At 67.0% G+C, this 15,311-nt stretch carries 10 protein-coding genes; 6 read left to right on the forward strand and 4 right to left on the reverse strand.

The window, feature by feature from the left end; genetic code table 11:
• The first annotated feature begins 8 nt into the window (after positions 1-8).
• The 3 genes from cysE (at position 9) to ACW178_RS08125 (ending at position 4,010) form a co-directional block, all read left to right on the forward strand.
• The gene (gene cysE, locus ACW178_RS08115) at positions 9-830 is read left to right on the forward strand and encodes a serine O-acetyltransferase (protein WP_201462448.1); all 822 of its coding nucleotides are present in this window, start codon (positions 9-11) and stop codon (positions 828-830) included.
• Between the two features lie 239 nt (positions 831-1,069).
• The gene (locus ACW178_RS08120; protein ID WP_182713675.1) at positions 1,070-1,279 is read left to right on the forward strand and encodes a DUF3126 family protein; all 210 of its coding nucleotides are present in this window, start codon (positions 1,070-1,072) and stop codon (positions 1,277-1,279) included.
• A gap of 241 nt (positions 1,280-1,520) precedes the next feature.
• Positions 1,521-4,010, forward strand: a complete 2,490-nt coding sequence (locus ACW178_RS08125; protein WP_492024453.1) for a glycoside hydrolase family 3 protein — start codon at positions 1,521-1,523, stop codon at positions 4,008-4,010.
• 462 nt (positions 4,011-4,472) lie between these two features.
• On the opposite strand, the gene ACW178_RS08130 is transcribed toward ACW178_RS08125, so the two are convergent.
• A complete protein-coding gene (locus tag ACW178_RS08130) occupies positions 4,473-7,529 on the reverse strand; it encodes a DUF3857 domain-containing protein (RefSeq protein ID WP_287106000.1) in 3,057 nt (1,018 codons plus the stop codon).
• A 355-nt stretch (positions 7,530-7,884) separates the two neighbouring features.
• Here ACW178_RS08130 and ACW178_RS08135 point away from each other — a divergent pair, with 355 nt between their 5' ends.
• Complete coding sequence (locus ACW178_RS08135; RefSeq protein ID WP_492024454.1) at positions 7,885-8,691, forward strand: hypothetical protein; 807 nt, start codon at positions 7,885-7,887, stop codon at positions 8,689-8,691.
• A 30-nt stretch (positions 8,692-8,721) separates the two neighbouring features.
• Here the strand turns inward: ACW178_RS08135 and uvrA are convergent, their stop codons facing one another.
• Complete coding sequence (gene uvrA, locus ACW178_RS08140; RefSeq protein WP_492024455.1) at positions 8,722-11,670, reverse strand: excinuclease ABC subunit UvrA; 2,949 nt, start codon at positions 11,668-11,670, stop codon at positions 8,722-8,724.
• Positions 11,671-11,799: 129 nt separating this feature from the next.
• Positions 11,800-12,294, reverse strand: coding sequence for a group III truncated hemoglobin (locus tag ACW178_RS08145; RefSeq protein ID WP_054765380.1), 495 nt, complete (start codon positions 12,292-12,294; stop codon positions 11,800-11,802).
• A gap of 232 nt (positions 12,295-12,526) precedes the next feature.
• Between ACW178_RS08145 and ACW178_RS08150 the strand changes: the two genes are divergently transcribed.
• On the forward strand, positions 12,527-14,152 hold the full coding sequence (locus ACW178_RS08150; protein WP_492024456.1) for an ABC-F family ATP-binding cassette domain-containing protein: 1,626 nt from the start codon (positions 12,527-12,529) through the stop codon (positions 14,150-14,152).
• On the opposite strand, the gene ACW178_RS08155 is transcribed toward ACW178_RS08150, so the two are convergent.
• A complete protein-coding gene (locus tag ACW178_RS08155; RefSeq protein ID WP_054765382.1) occupies positions 14,127-14,576 on the reverse strand; it encodes a tRNA (cytidine(34)-2'-O)-methyltransferase in 450 nt (149 codons plus the stop codon). The genes ACW178_RS08150 and ACW178_RS08155 overlap by 26 nt on opposite strands.
• Positions 14,577-14,769: 193 nt before the next feature.
• On the opposite strand from ACW178_RS08155, the gene petA reads away from it, so the two are divergent.
• A complete protein-coding gene (petA, locus tag ACW178_RS08160) occupies positions 14,770-15,306 on the forward strand; it encodes a ubiquinol-cytochrome c reductase iron-sulfur subunit (RefSeq protein WP_054765383.1) in 537 nt (178 codons plus the stop codon).
• Positions 15,307-15,311: the final 5 nt, after the last annotated feature.

A 15,311-nucleotide genomic window follows, 5' to 3' on the forward strand; every position in this document is an offset into this window, starting at 1 on the left:
AGTCCGGCATGCCCAAGCTTGAAGTCGTCGCGGAAACTGACAGCGTGTGGCGCCAGCTGCGCGCCTCCGCCGAGGCCGCCTCGCGCGAGGAGCCCCAGCTGGGTTCGCAGATGAACGCCGTCATCCTGTCGCACGATGATCTGGCCGGCGCCCTCAGCTTCCAGATCGCGCGCAAACTTGCCGATCCGGAAATGAGCGCCATGTCGGTGCGCGAGGTCTGCTTGTCGGCCTTCGCCGCTGATCCGGCCATGGTCGCGGCGGCGGAAGCCGATCTGCGCGCCGTGGCCGAACGCGATCCGGCCATCCGCAATCTGTTGCAGCCCTTCCTCTATTTCAAAGGTTTTCAGGCCTTGCAGGGCTGGCGCGTGGCCCATTGGCTGTGGGGCCAGGGCCGTGAGACCCTAGCCTTCCACTTCCAGAGCCGGATCTCCGAACTGTTCCAGCTGGACATCCATCCGGCCGCGCGGCTGGGCCAGGGGCTGTTCCTGGACCACGGCACCGGCATCGTCATCGGCGAGACTGCGGTCGTGGGCGACGACGTCTCCATGCTGCACAGCGTGACCCTGGGCGGCACGGGCGCCGAGCGAGGCGATCGCCACCCCAAGATCGGCAAGGGCGTCCTGCTGGGCGCCGGGGCCAAGGTGCTGGGCAATATCCATATCGGCGACTACGCCAAGGTGGCCTCGGGCTCGGTGGTGCTGAAGGACGTGCCGTCCGGCTGCACCGTGGCGGGCGTGCCCGCCCGCCTGGTCAACTGCCCCACCGGCGCCGAGCCGGCCCGGACGATGGACCATACGCTGGCCGAGGTCGTGTACGACTTCGTGATCTGAGGGATCGACCTTCCCCCGCTTGCGGGGGAAGTGTCAGGTCGTGGCGCGCAGCGACACGCCTGACGATGGGGGAAGTCTTCCTTTGGGCGAGACTTCCCTATCCGTCGCCGGATCGGCTTCGCCGATCGACGCGACACCTCTCCCGCAAGCGGGAGAGGGTTGAAAAAGCGCATCTAGCGGTTCCCCTCACGCCCCGATGTCTCTAGGGTCCGCGGCCAACCCAAGACCATGAGGCCCCCGTGAAAGACACTGACCTGAAGCGCATCGAGGCCCACCTCAAGCGCACCTTCAACACCGGCGGCATCATCGTGAAGGCCCGTCCCAAGCAGAATGACTCGGCCGAAGTCTATGTCGGAGACGAGTTCATCGGCGTCGTCTTTGAGGACGAGGACGAGGAAGGCTCCTTCATGTTCGAAATGGCCATCCTGGCCGAAGACCTGCCGGCCTAAGTCGCGCGCGCCGACCGCCCTGCGACATCGCGCGCAGGGCGGTTGTGAGAACGTTCTCAAAAATGGCTTGACGGGTTGCGCCGGCCCGGCCCTAATCGCGCCGAAGGGCGGCGGATCGATCGCTCGGGAGCAGACGCGCTGAGGGGCAAGGGTCGGGACGTCGCCGTTCCGTCGCGCCCGTCCGCCTGTTTTCCGATCCGTCAGACGCACGTCCTCCTGGTTCATCCCGAGAGGAAATCCGATGCGCGCGACTGTGTCCCTGATGGTGCTGGCCCTGGCCGTGAGCGGGGGCGCGCCAGCCCTGGCGCAGACGGCGACGGTTCCCGAAGCGTCGCGCGCTCACCCGGCCCTGTGGCCGCAGGCCGCGACCCCGGCCGCCATATCCGACGCCCGCACCGAGGCCTTCGTCTCCGAATTGATGGCCAAGATGACGCTGGAGGAGAAGGTCGGTCAGCTGATCCAGGCCGACATCTCTTCAATCACCCCCGACGATCTGAAGACCTATCCGCTGGGTTCGATCCTGGCGGGCGGCAGCTCCGGCCCCTGGGGCGACGACAAGGCGCCGCCGCAGAAATGGCTGGACCTGGCCCGCGCCTTCCGCGCCGCCAACGAGAGCCGGGGCGGGACGGTGATCCCGCTGATCTACGGCATCGACGCGGTTCACGGGCACAACAATGTCCCCGGCGCCACCATCTTCCCGCACAACATCGGCCTGGGCGCCGCGCGCGATCCGGACCTGATCCGACGCATCGGCGAGGCCACGGCGCTGGAGGTGGCGGTGACGGGGGCCGAATGGACCTTCGGCCCCACCCTGGCCGTGCCGCGCGACGACCGCTGGGGTCGGTCCTATGAGGGCTATGCCGAAGACCCGGAGGTGCAGCGGTCCTACGCCGGGCCGATGACCCTGGGCCTTCAGGGCGAGCTGCAGCCGGGGCGGCCGCTGGCGCCCGGCCATATCGCCGGATCGGCCAAACATTTCCTGGCCGACGGGGGCACCTTCGAGGGCGAGGATCAGGGCGATTTCCGGGGCACGGAGCAGGAGCTGATCGACGTCCACCTGGGCGGATACGTCCAGGCCATCGACGCGGGCGTGCTGTCGATCATGGCCAGTTTCTCGGGCTGGAACGGTTACAAGCACTCAGGCAATCCGACCCTGCTGACCGATGTCCTGCGCGGGCCGCTGGGGTTCAAGGGATTCGTCGTCTCCGACTGGAACGCGCACGGCCAACTGCCGGGCTGCACCAATGAGAGCTGCGCCCTGGCGGTCAACGCGGGCATCGACATGCTGATGGCGCCCGACAGCTGGAAGCCGCTGTACGCCTCGACCCTGGCCCAGGCCCGGTCGGGCGAGATCCCTATGGCGCGGGTGGACGAGGCGGTGCGTCGCATTCTGGTGGCCAAGGTCAAGACCGGCCTGTTCGAACCGGCGCGGCCGATGGAAGGCCGGTTCGAGGAGCTGGCTTCACCCGCGCACCGCGCCCTGGCGCGCGAGGCGGTGCGCAAGTCGCTGGTGCTGTTGAAGAATGACGGCGTCCTGCCGGTTCGGGCCAATGCGCGGGTGCTTGTGGCGGGGACGGCGGCTGACGACATCGGCCAGGCCTCGGGCGGCTGGACCCTGAGCTGGCAGGGGACGGGCAATACGAATGCCGACTTCCCCCAGGGCCAGTCGATCTGGAGCGGGATCGAAGAGGCGGTGAAGGCCGGCGGCGGGACCGCAACCTTGAGCGCGGACGGGTCCTTCACCCAAAAACCGGATGTGGCGATCGTCGTCTTCGGCGAGACCCCCTATGCCGAGTTCCAAGGCGACGTGGACAATCTGGACTTCGTCCCGACGGCTCCGCTGGAGATGCTGAAACGGCTGAAGGCGGCCGGGATTCCGACCGTTTCGGTCTTCCTGTCCGGGCGGCCGATGTGGACCAATCCGGAGATCAACGCGTCCGACGCCTTTGTGGCCGCCTGGCTGCCGGGGACCGAGGGCGGCGGGATCGCCGACGTCCTGGTGGGCCCGGCCGACGGCAAGCCGCGCCACGACTTCACCGGCAAACTGTCCTTCAGCTGGCCCAAGGACGCGACGGGGACGCCGCTGAATCACGGCCAGCCGGGCTATGACCCGCAGTTCGCCTATGGCTACGGTCTGACCTACGCCGCCCCGGCGCGGGTGGGGATGCTGTCGGAGGAGAGCGGGGTCTCGGCCCAGGCCACCAATCTGGACCGCTATTTCGTCGACGGCCGGTTCGTCTCGCCGTGGAGCCTGCTGCTGAACGACGCAGGAGGCCAGACCCGACCCGGCACGGCCAAGACGGCGACCAGCCCGCGCGCCGGCGTCGCCTCGCGCCCGGTCGACGACCTGGCCCAGGAAAGCGGGCAGCAGTTCGCCTTTGCGGGAACCGGGCCGGCCAGCGTCGAGATCTGGGGCACGCCCGTCGACCTGACGCGCCAAGCCAACGGCGCCGTTGCGCTGGGCTTCCGCTACCGCGTGGACGCCGCGCCGAGCGCGCCGGTGGTCTTCAAACTGGGCGGCGGGGCGGTGGACCTGACCGAGCTGCTGCGATCAGCCCCGGTCGGTCAGTGGCGCGAGGCCCGCATTCCCCTGACCTGTTTCCGCACCGACGGCGGGGACCTGTCGCGGGTCGAGGTTCCGTTCCACATGGCCACCAGCGGCACGCTGACGGTGTCGGTGTCGGAGATCAAGCTGGACGCCAGTCAGACCGAAACGCGCTGCCCGGCGTGAACTGCGCCAGCTTGGCGCGTCCGGCGGTCGTGGCAGGCTGCGCCGACCCGAAGGGTAGGGCGGATGGTTCAGTCGAAGGCAGCGACCGTCGATGAGTTCACGACGGAGGTCGAGCCGGAGGGTCTCGACGGCTGCGCGATCTGTGCCGATCGACGTATCACGACTGGGAAGAGCGGATGCAATGGGGCATGCCCGGCTATGGCCCGCCGGGGGTGACGCCGTAGTCAGTTTCAACAGCCAGAAGAACTATATTTCACTCTATCCGGACCGGGCCGCTCTCGAAGCCCATCGCGCGACGCTTAAGGGCGCCAGCTTCGGCGGCGGCTGCGTCCGGTTCGTGGCAAGATCGATTTCGAAGCCGTGGCCGTCATCCTGCGCCACCTGCGCGACAACGGCCGTTCGGACTGAACGCGGAGGGCTAAGGCGCGGGCCCTCCCGTTCTCGACCTTTTGCGGCCTAGGCTTACGGTCGAGGATGGCGCGCCTCGAACACCGCAAAGTTCTCGCTCGCATCGATGTCCAGAGCCTTCGCCCTATCCACGTCCTGCTGACCGCCGACGTCGCCCAGAGCGAGACGGGCTAGGCCGCGTCCGTAGAGTGAGGCGGGCAGATTGGGCAGGGTCTCCAGCGCCTGATCATAGGCGGCCTTGGCCTCATCAAGGCGGCCCAGATGCAGCAAGACCATAGCGCGGCTGTCAACGAAGGCGGCGACCCCGGATTCGGCGGCGACGTCGCAGTCGGCCAGGGCCTGGTCCATGTCGAAGCCGCTGACGGCCTGGCTCCAGCAGACGTCGTTCAGTAGAGCCGGGTCTCCGGCCGCCAGCCGCCGCATGGTTTCGAAGTCCGCCTGGGCGCCCGCAGCGTCGCCCAGCTCCGCCTTGGCCGCGCCACGCTGTGCCAGCAAGCCGAAGGAGTCGGGTGAGGCCGCCAGGCCGGCGTCCAGCGCGGGCAGGGCCTCTCTCAAACGACCTTCGGCCTTGGACAGTGCGACAAGCTGCTGGAGGGCGGCATAGTTTGTAGGCGTGTCCTTCAGCGTGGCTGAAATAAGGGTGCGGGCCTCCTCGCCTCGACCCAATCGACGCAGGGCGCGCAACTCACCCCACAGGCCGCGGTCCTGTTCCGGTTCGGCGGTTTTCAGGGCGCGGAAGTCGGCGAGGGATCGATCAAAGCGGCCTAGTTGATAATAGGCTTCCGCACGATCACCCAGGGCCGTGGTCTGGGTCGGGTCCAGCCGCAGCGCCACAGAGAAGCTGATCACGGCGTCGGGATAGCGGCCTTCGCTCATGGCGACGAGGCCCTGGCCCACAGCGGCGTCGACGTCGGCGGGGTCAAGATCAGCAGCGTGGTCATAGTCGGCGCGGGCGCCGGCGTAATCCCTCTGGCGCAGGCGGGCGTAGGCTCGCTTGCGACGGGCCTCGGCATTGTCCGGCTCGACCGTCACAGCAGCGTCCAGCAGGGCCAAGGCGCCTTCGACATCGCCGCTCTCTCCCAGCCCCTCCGCGCGTTCGATCAACTCGGTCACGCTGTCGTCGCCAGGCTCCAATCGAGCGCGATCCGCCGCCGTGGCTTGATAGCCAGCGGGCGCGCGCAGACGCAGCACCGTATCCACCATGGCCTTGGACCGGGTGCGGGCCTGCGCCATTTCCTCGGCTGAAAGTTCGGGCGTCAGGCTGGTGGTGCTCAGAATCGCCTCGGCCAAGCCGTCCTTCAGGCTGGTCTGGCGCGAGACGCGGTAGCCGCCGCCTTCCACCGTCTGATCTCCCCCTTCCAACCGGAAACCTTCGCCGCCATCGGGCAACTTCACGCGAATGGTGGTCCGATTCATATAGGGGTGAGCGATGGCGTAAGGCAGATCCTTGTATTCGGCGAACAGGCCGGTCCGCTCCTCCTGATAGGGGATGAAGACCGAGACTTCCGGCAGGCCCATGATACGGCCGCCGCCCGCGCCGTTGACCCAGCTCATGCGGATCTTGCCGTTCAGCAGAATGTGGAAGACGTTGGCGTCGTCGTCATAGCGCGTATCGACGGTCTCAACCTTCACCCCTTCTTTCTTTTCTTTCATCGAGGCGGTCATGGCGGTTTGAAGCTGTTCGCGGGTGACGGCGCTCATCTGGCGCCGCATCTGAAGAGCCGAAGCGCCGAAATAGGCGAGGTCCATGACGAAGGGCGCATCCGCATCCAGACCGGCCGAAGCGTCCAGAGTGGTCGATGTCTCGAAGCTTGGCGACGTAAGGGGCGGCTGAACGATCGGCTCGAACGCGGCGTTCTGCGGACGAACCGGGAGACCCCAGTGGTAGGCGGGCGGCGTCAGGTCTTCCAGGGTCCGATCGCCAACAGACGCTCCGTCCATCCAGTAGGTTTTTCCGTCGATTACGGCGCGCACCAGCACATGGTCGAACCAGACCATGGCCGGCAGTCGATCAGGCAGGCCGTCGCCGTTCTCGGTGCTGACTAGAACCGCCTCAGCCTCGATGCCCAGCCCGTGGAGCAGGGCGAGCAGCAGCACCGTCTTGCCTTTGCAGTCGCCGTATCGACTGCGCCAGACTTCGTCGGCGGCAGTGGGCACATAGCCGCCTTCGCCCATGGAGAGAGCCAGATATCGGACCTCGTCCTGCACCAGACGCAGAGCTGCGGCGGCCCGGCCGGCGGCGGTGGGCTGCGCCGCGCGGATTTCTTCGATGCGGGCCTTGAGCGGGGAGTCGGCCTCCAGAACCGAGGCCTGATCATACAGGGGCGCCATCAGGGCGGAGGCGGCGCTCCAGTCAGTGAAGTCCGTGAACTGAACGATCCGCGGGAGCATGAAACGACCCGGCAGATTGTTCGGCAGCCGAACCGGGGCCAGGCCTCGGGTCTCGATCTCAAAGACCTGATCCGCTCCGACCCGTTTGGCTCTGACGTCGGCCCAGGGCGCCGACGCCGTCACCTTGAGGGGCTGACTGGCGGGCCAGTTGGCGCGAAGACGATAGTGGTCGATGGTCAGACCGGCGTTGGCGTTGACCAGATGTTCGCGATGAGGCGCCAGGACGCCACCCCTATCGTGGATCGTGAAGGCGGTCTCCAATATGTCGCCAACCCGAAGATCGCGCGGCTGGAGGGTCGCGGTCAGGCGGCCGTCCAACATGGAGGATTCCAGATTGTTCTCGCGACGCAGGACCTGGAAGCTCTGGTCCTGAAGCACGTCGATGATTTGGTCGCCGCGCAAAATACGGACGGCATGAACCTGAACCGTCTCATGGGCCGGATTCCACACCGCGCTCACCGTACTGACGTTGGGCAGGCCCTGAGAGGTCTGAACCAGGGTGCGGCGACCGTAGTAGATGTGTGCGCCGTCGGCGTCGAAGCGGACCTGATCATCGACCGACAGCAGTCGAACGGGCGCGTCGTCGATGACGGCGGGACGTGCGCTGATCGGCGAGGCGACGACCCAGGCGGGCGTCGGCGCCCGCTCCACGTCCTGCGACCAGCTCGAAGAAGCCGCAACAAACCAGGCGGCCGCCGCCGCGATCAGAATACGCATCATTCTACAGTCCCCCTGCTCCTGCTGCCTAACACGGATGAGGCGGGCGTCCATAGACCAGAGGTTTTGTACTTGCGACTTGGGAGGCCGCGCCCCGCCGCCTTTGCCCTGCGTCGGCGGTTGACGTCAGGGTGTGGATGTAGCCGCGATATGGGGCTGGAGCGGTGGCGGACATGGATCATGGAGGCTCACGGACAGGAGGCCCGCGGCGTGGGTGCGGGGCAGGCCGCCTTCCTCACCCACCGTCTCCCAGCCGATGGGGTGTCCAAATCTTTGGAGGCCCCGCATGTCCTGCGCCGGCGCGACGCCGACGCAGGGATGGTCTAAAGTCCCGCCGAATCTGATCTGGAGTTCGATCATGAGTTTTTCCGCCACCGACGCCGCATTCGAGGGGTTTCGCGTGACGCGCCAGAACCCGGCGGCGGTTCTCCTCTGGTCGATGGTCTGGCTGATCGGGCTCATATTGAGCAGTCTGCTCGCGGCGCCCGCAATCATGCCCCATATGGCCGAGTTGCAGGCCGCCAACGGCGATATCAACGCCTTGTCGCCAGAAGCGCTACAAGCCTTCGGCTTGGCCATGGCTGGATTCATGCCGCCGTTGCTGTTGGCCCAGGCCCTCGTCGCGCCGGCCGTCTACCGCGCAGTGCTTGAGCCTGAGAAACGACGGTTCGGCTTCCTGCGACTGGGCAAGACCGAGGCTCGGATGTTGGGGGTTCTGATTATTCTGGTCGTCGTTCAGGTCGTATTGAACGTCGGAGCGGACCTCGCCACTCGGGGCGCCGGCGCGGCGATCGGTCTGGCGGGAGGCGTCATCGTGAATCTGATCGCCTTCGCACTGGGTCTCTGGGTGGCCGCTCGACTCAGCTTGGTCGCGCCTCTCACGGTGCTGCGGAGCGGCCTTCCTCTCGTGGAAGGATGGAAGCGCAGCGGCCCCATCGTCTGGCCTCTGATCGGCGTGAATGTTCTCGCCGTCGCCATGGCCTTGTTGGTGGGTCTGCTGCTGGCCCTCGTCGCCTGGCCTATGACGGCGGCCATGTCCGGCTCCGGCGCAGGCGCGGGTTTGGCGGCCCTGCTGCTGATGACGCTGATGGCGCTCGGTTTCGCACTGATCACCGTCCTGCTTTGGAGCCCGTTCGCGGCGATCTTGAAGCAGCTGGAGGGCTGACGGAGACGTTTCAGCGTCTGGAGTAAAACCTCAGGCCGAGGCCTTGACCCGCTTCCGCTTCGCCGGCGGGGGCGTCGCCGCCTGACCCAGGGCCGCGACCCGCGCCTTGCGCCGGGTCTCGTGACGATCCAGCACCTCCTTGAGGTATTTTCCGGTCCAGCTGGTCTTGTTCTCCGCCACCTGTTCCGGTGTGCCGACCGCGACGATCTCGCCGCCGCCGTCGCCGCCTTCCGGCCCGAAGTCGAGCAGATAGTCCGCCACCTTGATGACGTCGAGATTGTGCTCGATCACCACGATGGTGTTGCCAGCCTCGACCAGTTCCTGAAGCACTTCCAGAAGTTTGCGCGTATCTTCGAAATGCAGGCCGGTGGTCGGCTCGTCGAGGATGTAGAGGGTCCGGCCGGTCGCGCGTTTCGACAGTTCCTTGGACAGCTTGACCCGCTGGGCCTCGCCGCCGGACAGGGTGGTCGCGGGCTGGCCGACCTTGACGTAGCCGAGGCCCACCCGCTCCAGCGTCAGCATCTTGTCGCGGATCGGCGGCACCGCCTTGAAGAACTGGGCGGCCTCCTCGACCGTCATGTCCAGGACGTCCGAGATCGACTTGCCCTTGAACACGATCTCCAGCGTTTCGCGGTTGTAGCGCTTGCCCTTGCAGACGTCGCAGGTGACGTAGACGTCGGGCAGGAAGTGCATCTCGATCTTGATGACGCCGTCGCCCTGGCAGGCCTCGCAGCGGCCGCCCTTGACGTTGAAGCTGAAACGGCCGGGGCCGTAGCCGCGCGCCTTGGATTCCGGCAGGCCGGCGTACCAGTCGCGGATGGGGCCGAAGGCGCCGGTGTAGGTGGCGGGGTTGGAGCGCGGGGTGCGGCCGATCGGCGACTGGTCGATGTCGATGACCTTGTCGAAATGCTCCAGCCCCTCGATGCGGTCGAAGGGGGCGGGGGCGTCCGACGCATTGTTCAGGCGACGCGCGGCGGCCTTGTACAGGGTCTCGATGGTGAAGGTCGATTTGCCGCCTCCGGATACGCCGGTGATGCAGGTGAACAGGCCCACCGGGATTTCGCCGGTGACGCTCTTCAGATTGTTGCCGCTGGCGCCAGAGATCTTCAGCATCCGCTTGCGGTCCACCGGACGGCGGCCATCGGCAGGAATTTCGATCTCCCGTTCGCCGGTCAGATATTTGCCGGTCAGGCTGTTGGGATTGGCCATAACCTGTTGCGGCGTGCCCTCGGCGCAGACCGTGCCGCCATGCACCCCCGCAGCGGGGCCCATGTCGATGACATAGTCGGCGGTCAGGATGGCTTCCTCGTCGTGCTCGACCACAAGGACCGAATTGCCGAGGTCGCGCAGCCCTTTCAGGCTTTCCAGCAGGCGGGTGTTGTCGCGCTGGTGCAGGCCGATGGAGGGCTCGTCCAGCACATAGAGGACGCCGGTCAGGCCCGAACCGATCTGCGAGGCCAGACGAATGCGCTGGCTCTCTCCGCCCGACAAGGTGCCGGACGAGCGGGACAGGTTCAGATAGTCCAGACCGACGTTGTTCAGGAACCGCAGCCGGTCGCAGATCTCCTTCAGGATGCGCCGGGCGATCTCCATCTGCTTCTCTGTCAGGCTCTCTTCCAGGGTCGAGAACCAGAGGTAGGCCTTGGAGATCGACAGCATGGAGATATCGGCGATGTCCTCGCCGCCGACCTTGACGGCCAGGGCCTCGGGCTTCAGCCGCTTGCCGCCGCAGGCCTCACAGGGGGTCTCGGACTGATAGCGTGCCAGCTCCTCGCGAACCCAGGCGCTGTCGGTCTCGCGCCAGCGCCGCTCCAGGTTCGGCAGGACGCCCTCGAACGGCTTAGAGACCTCGTATTTGCGGGCGTTGTCGTCATAGGTGAATTTGATCTTCTCAGCGCCCGTGCCGTGCAGGATCGCCTTATGCGCCTGGGCCGGCAGATCGCGCCAAGCCACATCCATCGAGAAGCCGTAGTGGCGGCTGAGCGACTGAAGCGTCTGGGTATAGAGAGGTGAGGGGCCGCGCGCCCACGGCGCTACCGCCCCCTTGTGCAGGCTCTTGTCGCGATCGGGGATCACCAGGTCGGCGTCGAAGGCGAGCTTGACCCCTAGGCCGTCGCACACCGGACAGGCGCCGAAGGGATTGTTGAACGAGAACAGCCGCGGCTCGATCTCCGAGATGGTGAAGCCGGACACCGGGCAGGCGAATCGTTCGGAGAAGACGAGGGTGCGCGGCGCTGTCTCGCCCTCGGCGACGCTGGCCCATTCCGCCGTGGCGATACCGTCGGCGAGGCTCAGCGCCGTCTGCAGGCTGTCGGCGTAGCGACCTTCCTGATCCGGCTTGGTCACGATCCGGTCCACGACGATGTCGATGTCGTGCTTGAACTTCTTGTCCAGGGTCGGGGCTTCGTCGATCGGATAGAATTGCCCGTCGATCTTCAGCCTCTGGAAGCCCTGACGCTGCCATTCGGCGATTTCCTTGCGGTACTCGCCCTTGCGGCCGCGAACGACCGGAGCCAGCAGCAGGATGCGTTCGCCGTCGGGCAGGGCCGTCAGCTTATCGACCATCTGGCTGATGGTCTGGCTCTCGATCGGCAGGCCGGTGGCCGGCGAATAGGGCACGCCGACCCGCGCCCACAGCAGGCGCATATAGTCGTGGATCTCCGTCACCGTGCCGACGGTCGAGCGAGGGTTTTTGGACGTCGTCTTCTGTTCGATCGAAATGGCCGGCGACAGACCCTCGATCAGGTCCACGTCCGGCTTGCCCATCAGTTCCAGAAACTGGCGCGCATAGGCCGACAGGCTCTCGACATAGCGCCGCTGGCCCTCGGCGTAGATGGTGTCGAACGCAAGGGACGACTTGCCCGAGCCCGACAGGCCGGTCATCACCACCAGCTGTTCGCGCGGAATATCCAGGTCCACGCCCTTGAGATTATGCTCGCGGGCGCCGCGAACGCGGATGAAGTTGTGCTTTTCGGTCATGCGGTCCGGGAAACGCGGAGAGGAGCCGGAGGGCTCCGGCGCGACATTGCTATATGGGGATGATTTGCCCGATTTAAGCAAGAACAATGTGTGAACATTGCGGCGCTGGGCGCGTCCAGCCCGGTTGACCTACTCCGGCGTCCAGGCCTGTGTCGGGCGCAAGAAACGCTCGCCCTTGGCCAGCATCACTCCGTTTGCGGTCGCGACGCCGAGCTCCAGGCTCTCGGCGATGCGGCGGGCGCGTTCGATGAAATGGGCCGCGGCGACGGGCGGGCACAGGTCGCGGGCGGTCTCGGCGAACAACTCAAGCCAGCGGTCGAAGTGGCGCGCGTCGATCGGCAGGGGCAGATGTTTCGGCATAGGCCGACCCTGGTAGACGCCAGACGAAAGGGCGACCGACGACCAGAACAGCTTCATCTGCGCCAGATGCGGGCCCCAGTCGGCGATCCGATCCGCGAAGATCGGCCCGATCAGCCGGTCGTCGCGGACGCGGGCGTAGAAGCCCTCGACCAGGGCGTCGATCATCGCCTCGTCGATGCCGGTTTCGTCGCGCAGCCGCTGAACAGCCGCGTCGCGGCGCGCGGCGGCTCCGGCAGGGTCTTCTATGCGGAAGCGGCTCTCCATTCCGACGTCCTAGCGGCTTGGTGGGCGGGGCGCCATCGGACCATCGGTCCACCCCGGAGCCACCCCCTCTTCACGCGGGCGTGTTCATATCAGGGGCTCCCCGGACTTGCGGATTGCATAAATACGACCCATCCTCCTGTCTCTGAGGAGTTTTGAGCAGGAGGCTCGAAGATCATGATCATCGCACTGGCAACCGGTTCCGCCCTGTCCGCCATGCTGCTCGTGATCCTCCATGCCAACCAGCCCAAGCCCAAGCGCGTTCCCGTGCGCGCTCGCGACCCTCGACAAGGTCGCCGCTAGAACGCCTGACGGCGTTACGCTTTTCGACAATCTGAGCCTGACGTTCGGGCCTGAGCGCACCGGCGTCGTCGGTCGCAACGGCGCGGGCAAGAGCACGCTGCTGCGTCTGATCGCCGGCGACCTGTCCCCCAATGAGGGAACGGTCACGTGCCTCGGCTCTGTCGGCGTTCTGGATCAACGGTCCGATCCGTCTCCCGTCGAGACAGCGGCGCAAACCCTGGGCGTCGCGCCGGCCCTGGCGGCGATCGACCGGCTGCTGGCTGGCGCGGGCGACGCCCAGGACTTGGCCGACGCCGATTGGACCCTGGAACCCCGGATCGATTCAGCCCTCGCCGAAGTCGGGTTGGCGGGCCTGCCGATGGACCGGCCGACACGCAGCCTCAGCGGCGGGGAACAGACCCGGCTACGGCTTGCGGGATTGATCCTGGCGGCGCCCGACCTGATCCTGCTGGACGAACCGACCAATCACCTGGACGTCGAGGCGCGGCGCTGGGTGGCCGAGGTGCTGGGTCGCTGGAAGGGCGGGGCGGTGGTGGTCAGCCATGACCGGGATCTGCTGCGTCGCATGGATCGCATCGTCGAGGTGTCCGGCCTGGGGGTCGCCGTCCACGGCGGGAACTACGACCTCTACGCCGCACGCAAGGCGATTGAGCGCGAAACAGCCGAACGCGACCTGGTCGAGGCTGAACGGACGCTGGCCCGCGTGGCGGCGGTCGCCCAGCGTCGCACGGAGATGAAGGCGCGGCGAGACGCGGCCGGACGCCGCAAGGCGGCCAAGGGCGACATGCCCAGGATTCTGATCGACGCCCGGGCCGAGCGGGCCGAAAACAGCGGCGGCGCCGACCGGCTCCTCGCTGTGCGCCAGGCGGCGGAGGCGGAAACCGCCCTGGCCGCCGCGCACCAAGGGGTGGAGCGGGTGCGGACCCTGGCCATCCCCATGCCCGCCACAGGCCTTGCGGCGGGACGGACGGTGGCGACCTTGAGCGGGGCGGTCTGGACGACACAGGGCGGGCGGCGGATCGTCGGCCCCGTGGATCTGACCTTGACCGGCCCGGAGCGGGTCGCCGTCACCGGCCCGAACGGCGCGGGCAAGACGACCCTGCTGCGGCTCATCACCGGCGATCTTGCACCGACTTCGGGCCAGGTGCAGCGACCTGTTCCCGCAGCCTTGCTGGATCAGGAGGCGGCCCTGCTGCGCCCCCAGGAAACCTTGGTCGAGGCCTGGATGCGGCTGAATCCGGACGGTTCGGTCCAAGAAGCCCAGGCGGCCCTGGCTCGCTTCCTGTTTCGAAATACGGCCGCGCATCGGCGGGTCGGCGACCTGTCCGGCGGCGAACGGCTGCGGGCCGCCCTGGCCTGCGTCATGACGGGAACGCGCCCGCCGCAGCTTCTGGTGCTGGATGAGCCGACCAACCACCTGGACCTCGATTCGGTGGCGGCGGTGGAGGCGGCGTTGAGCGCCTATGACGGCGCCCTCGTTGTCGTCAGCCACGATGCGGACTTCCTGGCGGCGGTCGGGATAGATCGGACGGTCAGCCTAGCCCGCCCGTCTGCCTGAGGCCCTCCCAAAGGGCGATGCCCGCCGTGACCGACAGATTCAGCGACCGGGCCTCGGGTCTGAGCGGAATCACCACGCGCGCGTCTGCGGCGGCGTGCACATAGTCCGGGGCGCCGGCGGTCTCCTTGCCGAACAGAAGCGTGTCGGTGGGTTCGAAGACGAAGTCGGGCAGGGGCGTCGCCCCCTTGGTGGTGAAGAGCACCAGCCGTCCGGCGGGTCGCTCGCGCTGGAACGCGTCCCAATCCGCATGGCGGGTCATGTGCGATAGGGGGCCGTAATCCAGGGCCGCCCGCTTCATGGCGCGGTCGTCAAAACGGAAGCCTGTGGGCTCAATGACGTGCAGGGCGACGCCGAAACAGGCCGACAGCCGGATACAGGCGCCGACGTTCTGAGGAATGTCCGGTTGAAAAAGGGCGAGACGCATTCTAAGCCCTAGGTATACGCGACCTGGGGGTTTGTCGCGGTCTGTTTGCGAGCGTTTCGCAAGAAACGTCAGCAGCTTGCGGCGAACGCCGCAAATACAGGCCGAGGGGACCACAGGGCAGCGCTTTTAGGGTTCGTGCCGTAGCAGAGGAGCGCCAACACAGGCGGTCCCGGCGGTCTTCGAGAGGTGAAACGTGGCCGAAACGGGTGTGATTCCGGAAGGCGAGGGCGATCCGAATCGCCGCGACTTCATCCATATCGCGGCGGGCGCCGCTGCGGTGGGCGCCGGGGCGATGATCGCCTGGCCTCTGATCAATCAGATGAACCCTGCGGCCGACACCCTGGCCCTGGCCTCGATCGAGTTCGACCTGACCAAGGTTCAGGAGGGCCAGCAGGTCGTGATCAAATGGCAGGGCAAGCCGGTCTTCGTGCGCTATCGCACCCCGGCCGAGCTGCAGAAGGTCATTACCGAGGGCGCCGTCGGCAGCCCGCCCCAGACGGATGCGGAACGCACCAAGTCCGGGCATGAGAAATATCTGGTCGTGGTCGGCTCCTGCACCCACCTGGGCTGCGTCCCGACCTTCGGCGCCGGCGATTACGGCGGCTGGTTCTGCCCGTGCCACGGCTCGCACTACGATGCGTCCGGTCGGATCAGAAAGGGGCCGGCGCCCCTGAACCTGGTCGTGCCCGACTACGAATACACGTCCGACACCCGCGTTAAGATCGGTTGAGGGCG

It is taken from the genome of Brevundimonas sp. AVps4, assembly GCF_058681525.1.

Excerpts from the sequence above, each read along its gene's own strand:
- cysE (WP_201462448.1), top strand. The coding sequence starts at position 9 with ATGCCCAAGCTTGAAGTCGTCGCGGAAACTGACAGCGTGTGGCGCCAG.
- ACW178_RS08125 (WP_492024453.1), top strand. The coding sequence starts at position 1,521 with ATGCGCGCGACTGTGTCCCTGATGGTGCTGGCCCTGGCCGTGAGCGGG.
- ACW178_RS08130 (WP_287106000.1), bottom strand. The coding sequence starts at position 7,529 with ATGATGCGTATTCTGATCGCGGCGGCGGCCGCCTGGTTTGTTGCGGCT.
- ACW178_RS08135 (WP_492024454.1), top strand. The coding sequence starts at position 7,885 with ATGAGTTTTTCCGCCACCGACGCCGCATTCGAGGGGTTTCGCGTGACG.
- uvrA (WP_492024455.1), bottom strand. The coding sequence starts at position 11,670 with ATGACCGAAAAGCACAACTTCATCCGCGTTCGCGGCGCCCGCGAGCAT.
- ACW178_RS08145 (WP_054765380.1), bottom strand. The coding sequence starts at position 12,294 with ATGGAGAGCCGCTTCCGCATAGAAGACCCTGCCGGAGCCGCCGCGCGC.
- ACW178_RS08150 (WP_492024456.1), top strand. The coding sequence starts at position 12,527 with ATGCCAACCAGCCCAAGCCCAAGCGCGTTCCCGTGCGCGCTCGCGACC.
- ACW178_RS08155 (WP_054765382.1), bottom strand. The coding sequence starts at position 14,576 with ATGCGTCTCGCCCTTTTTCAACCGGACATTCCTCAGAACGTCGGCGCC.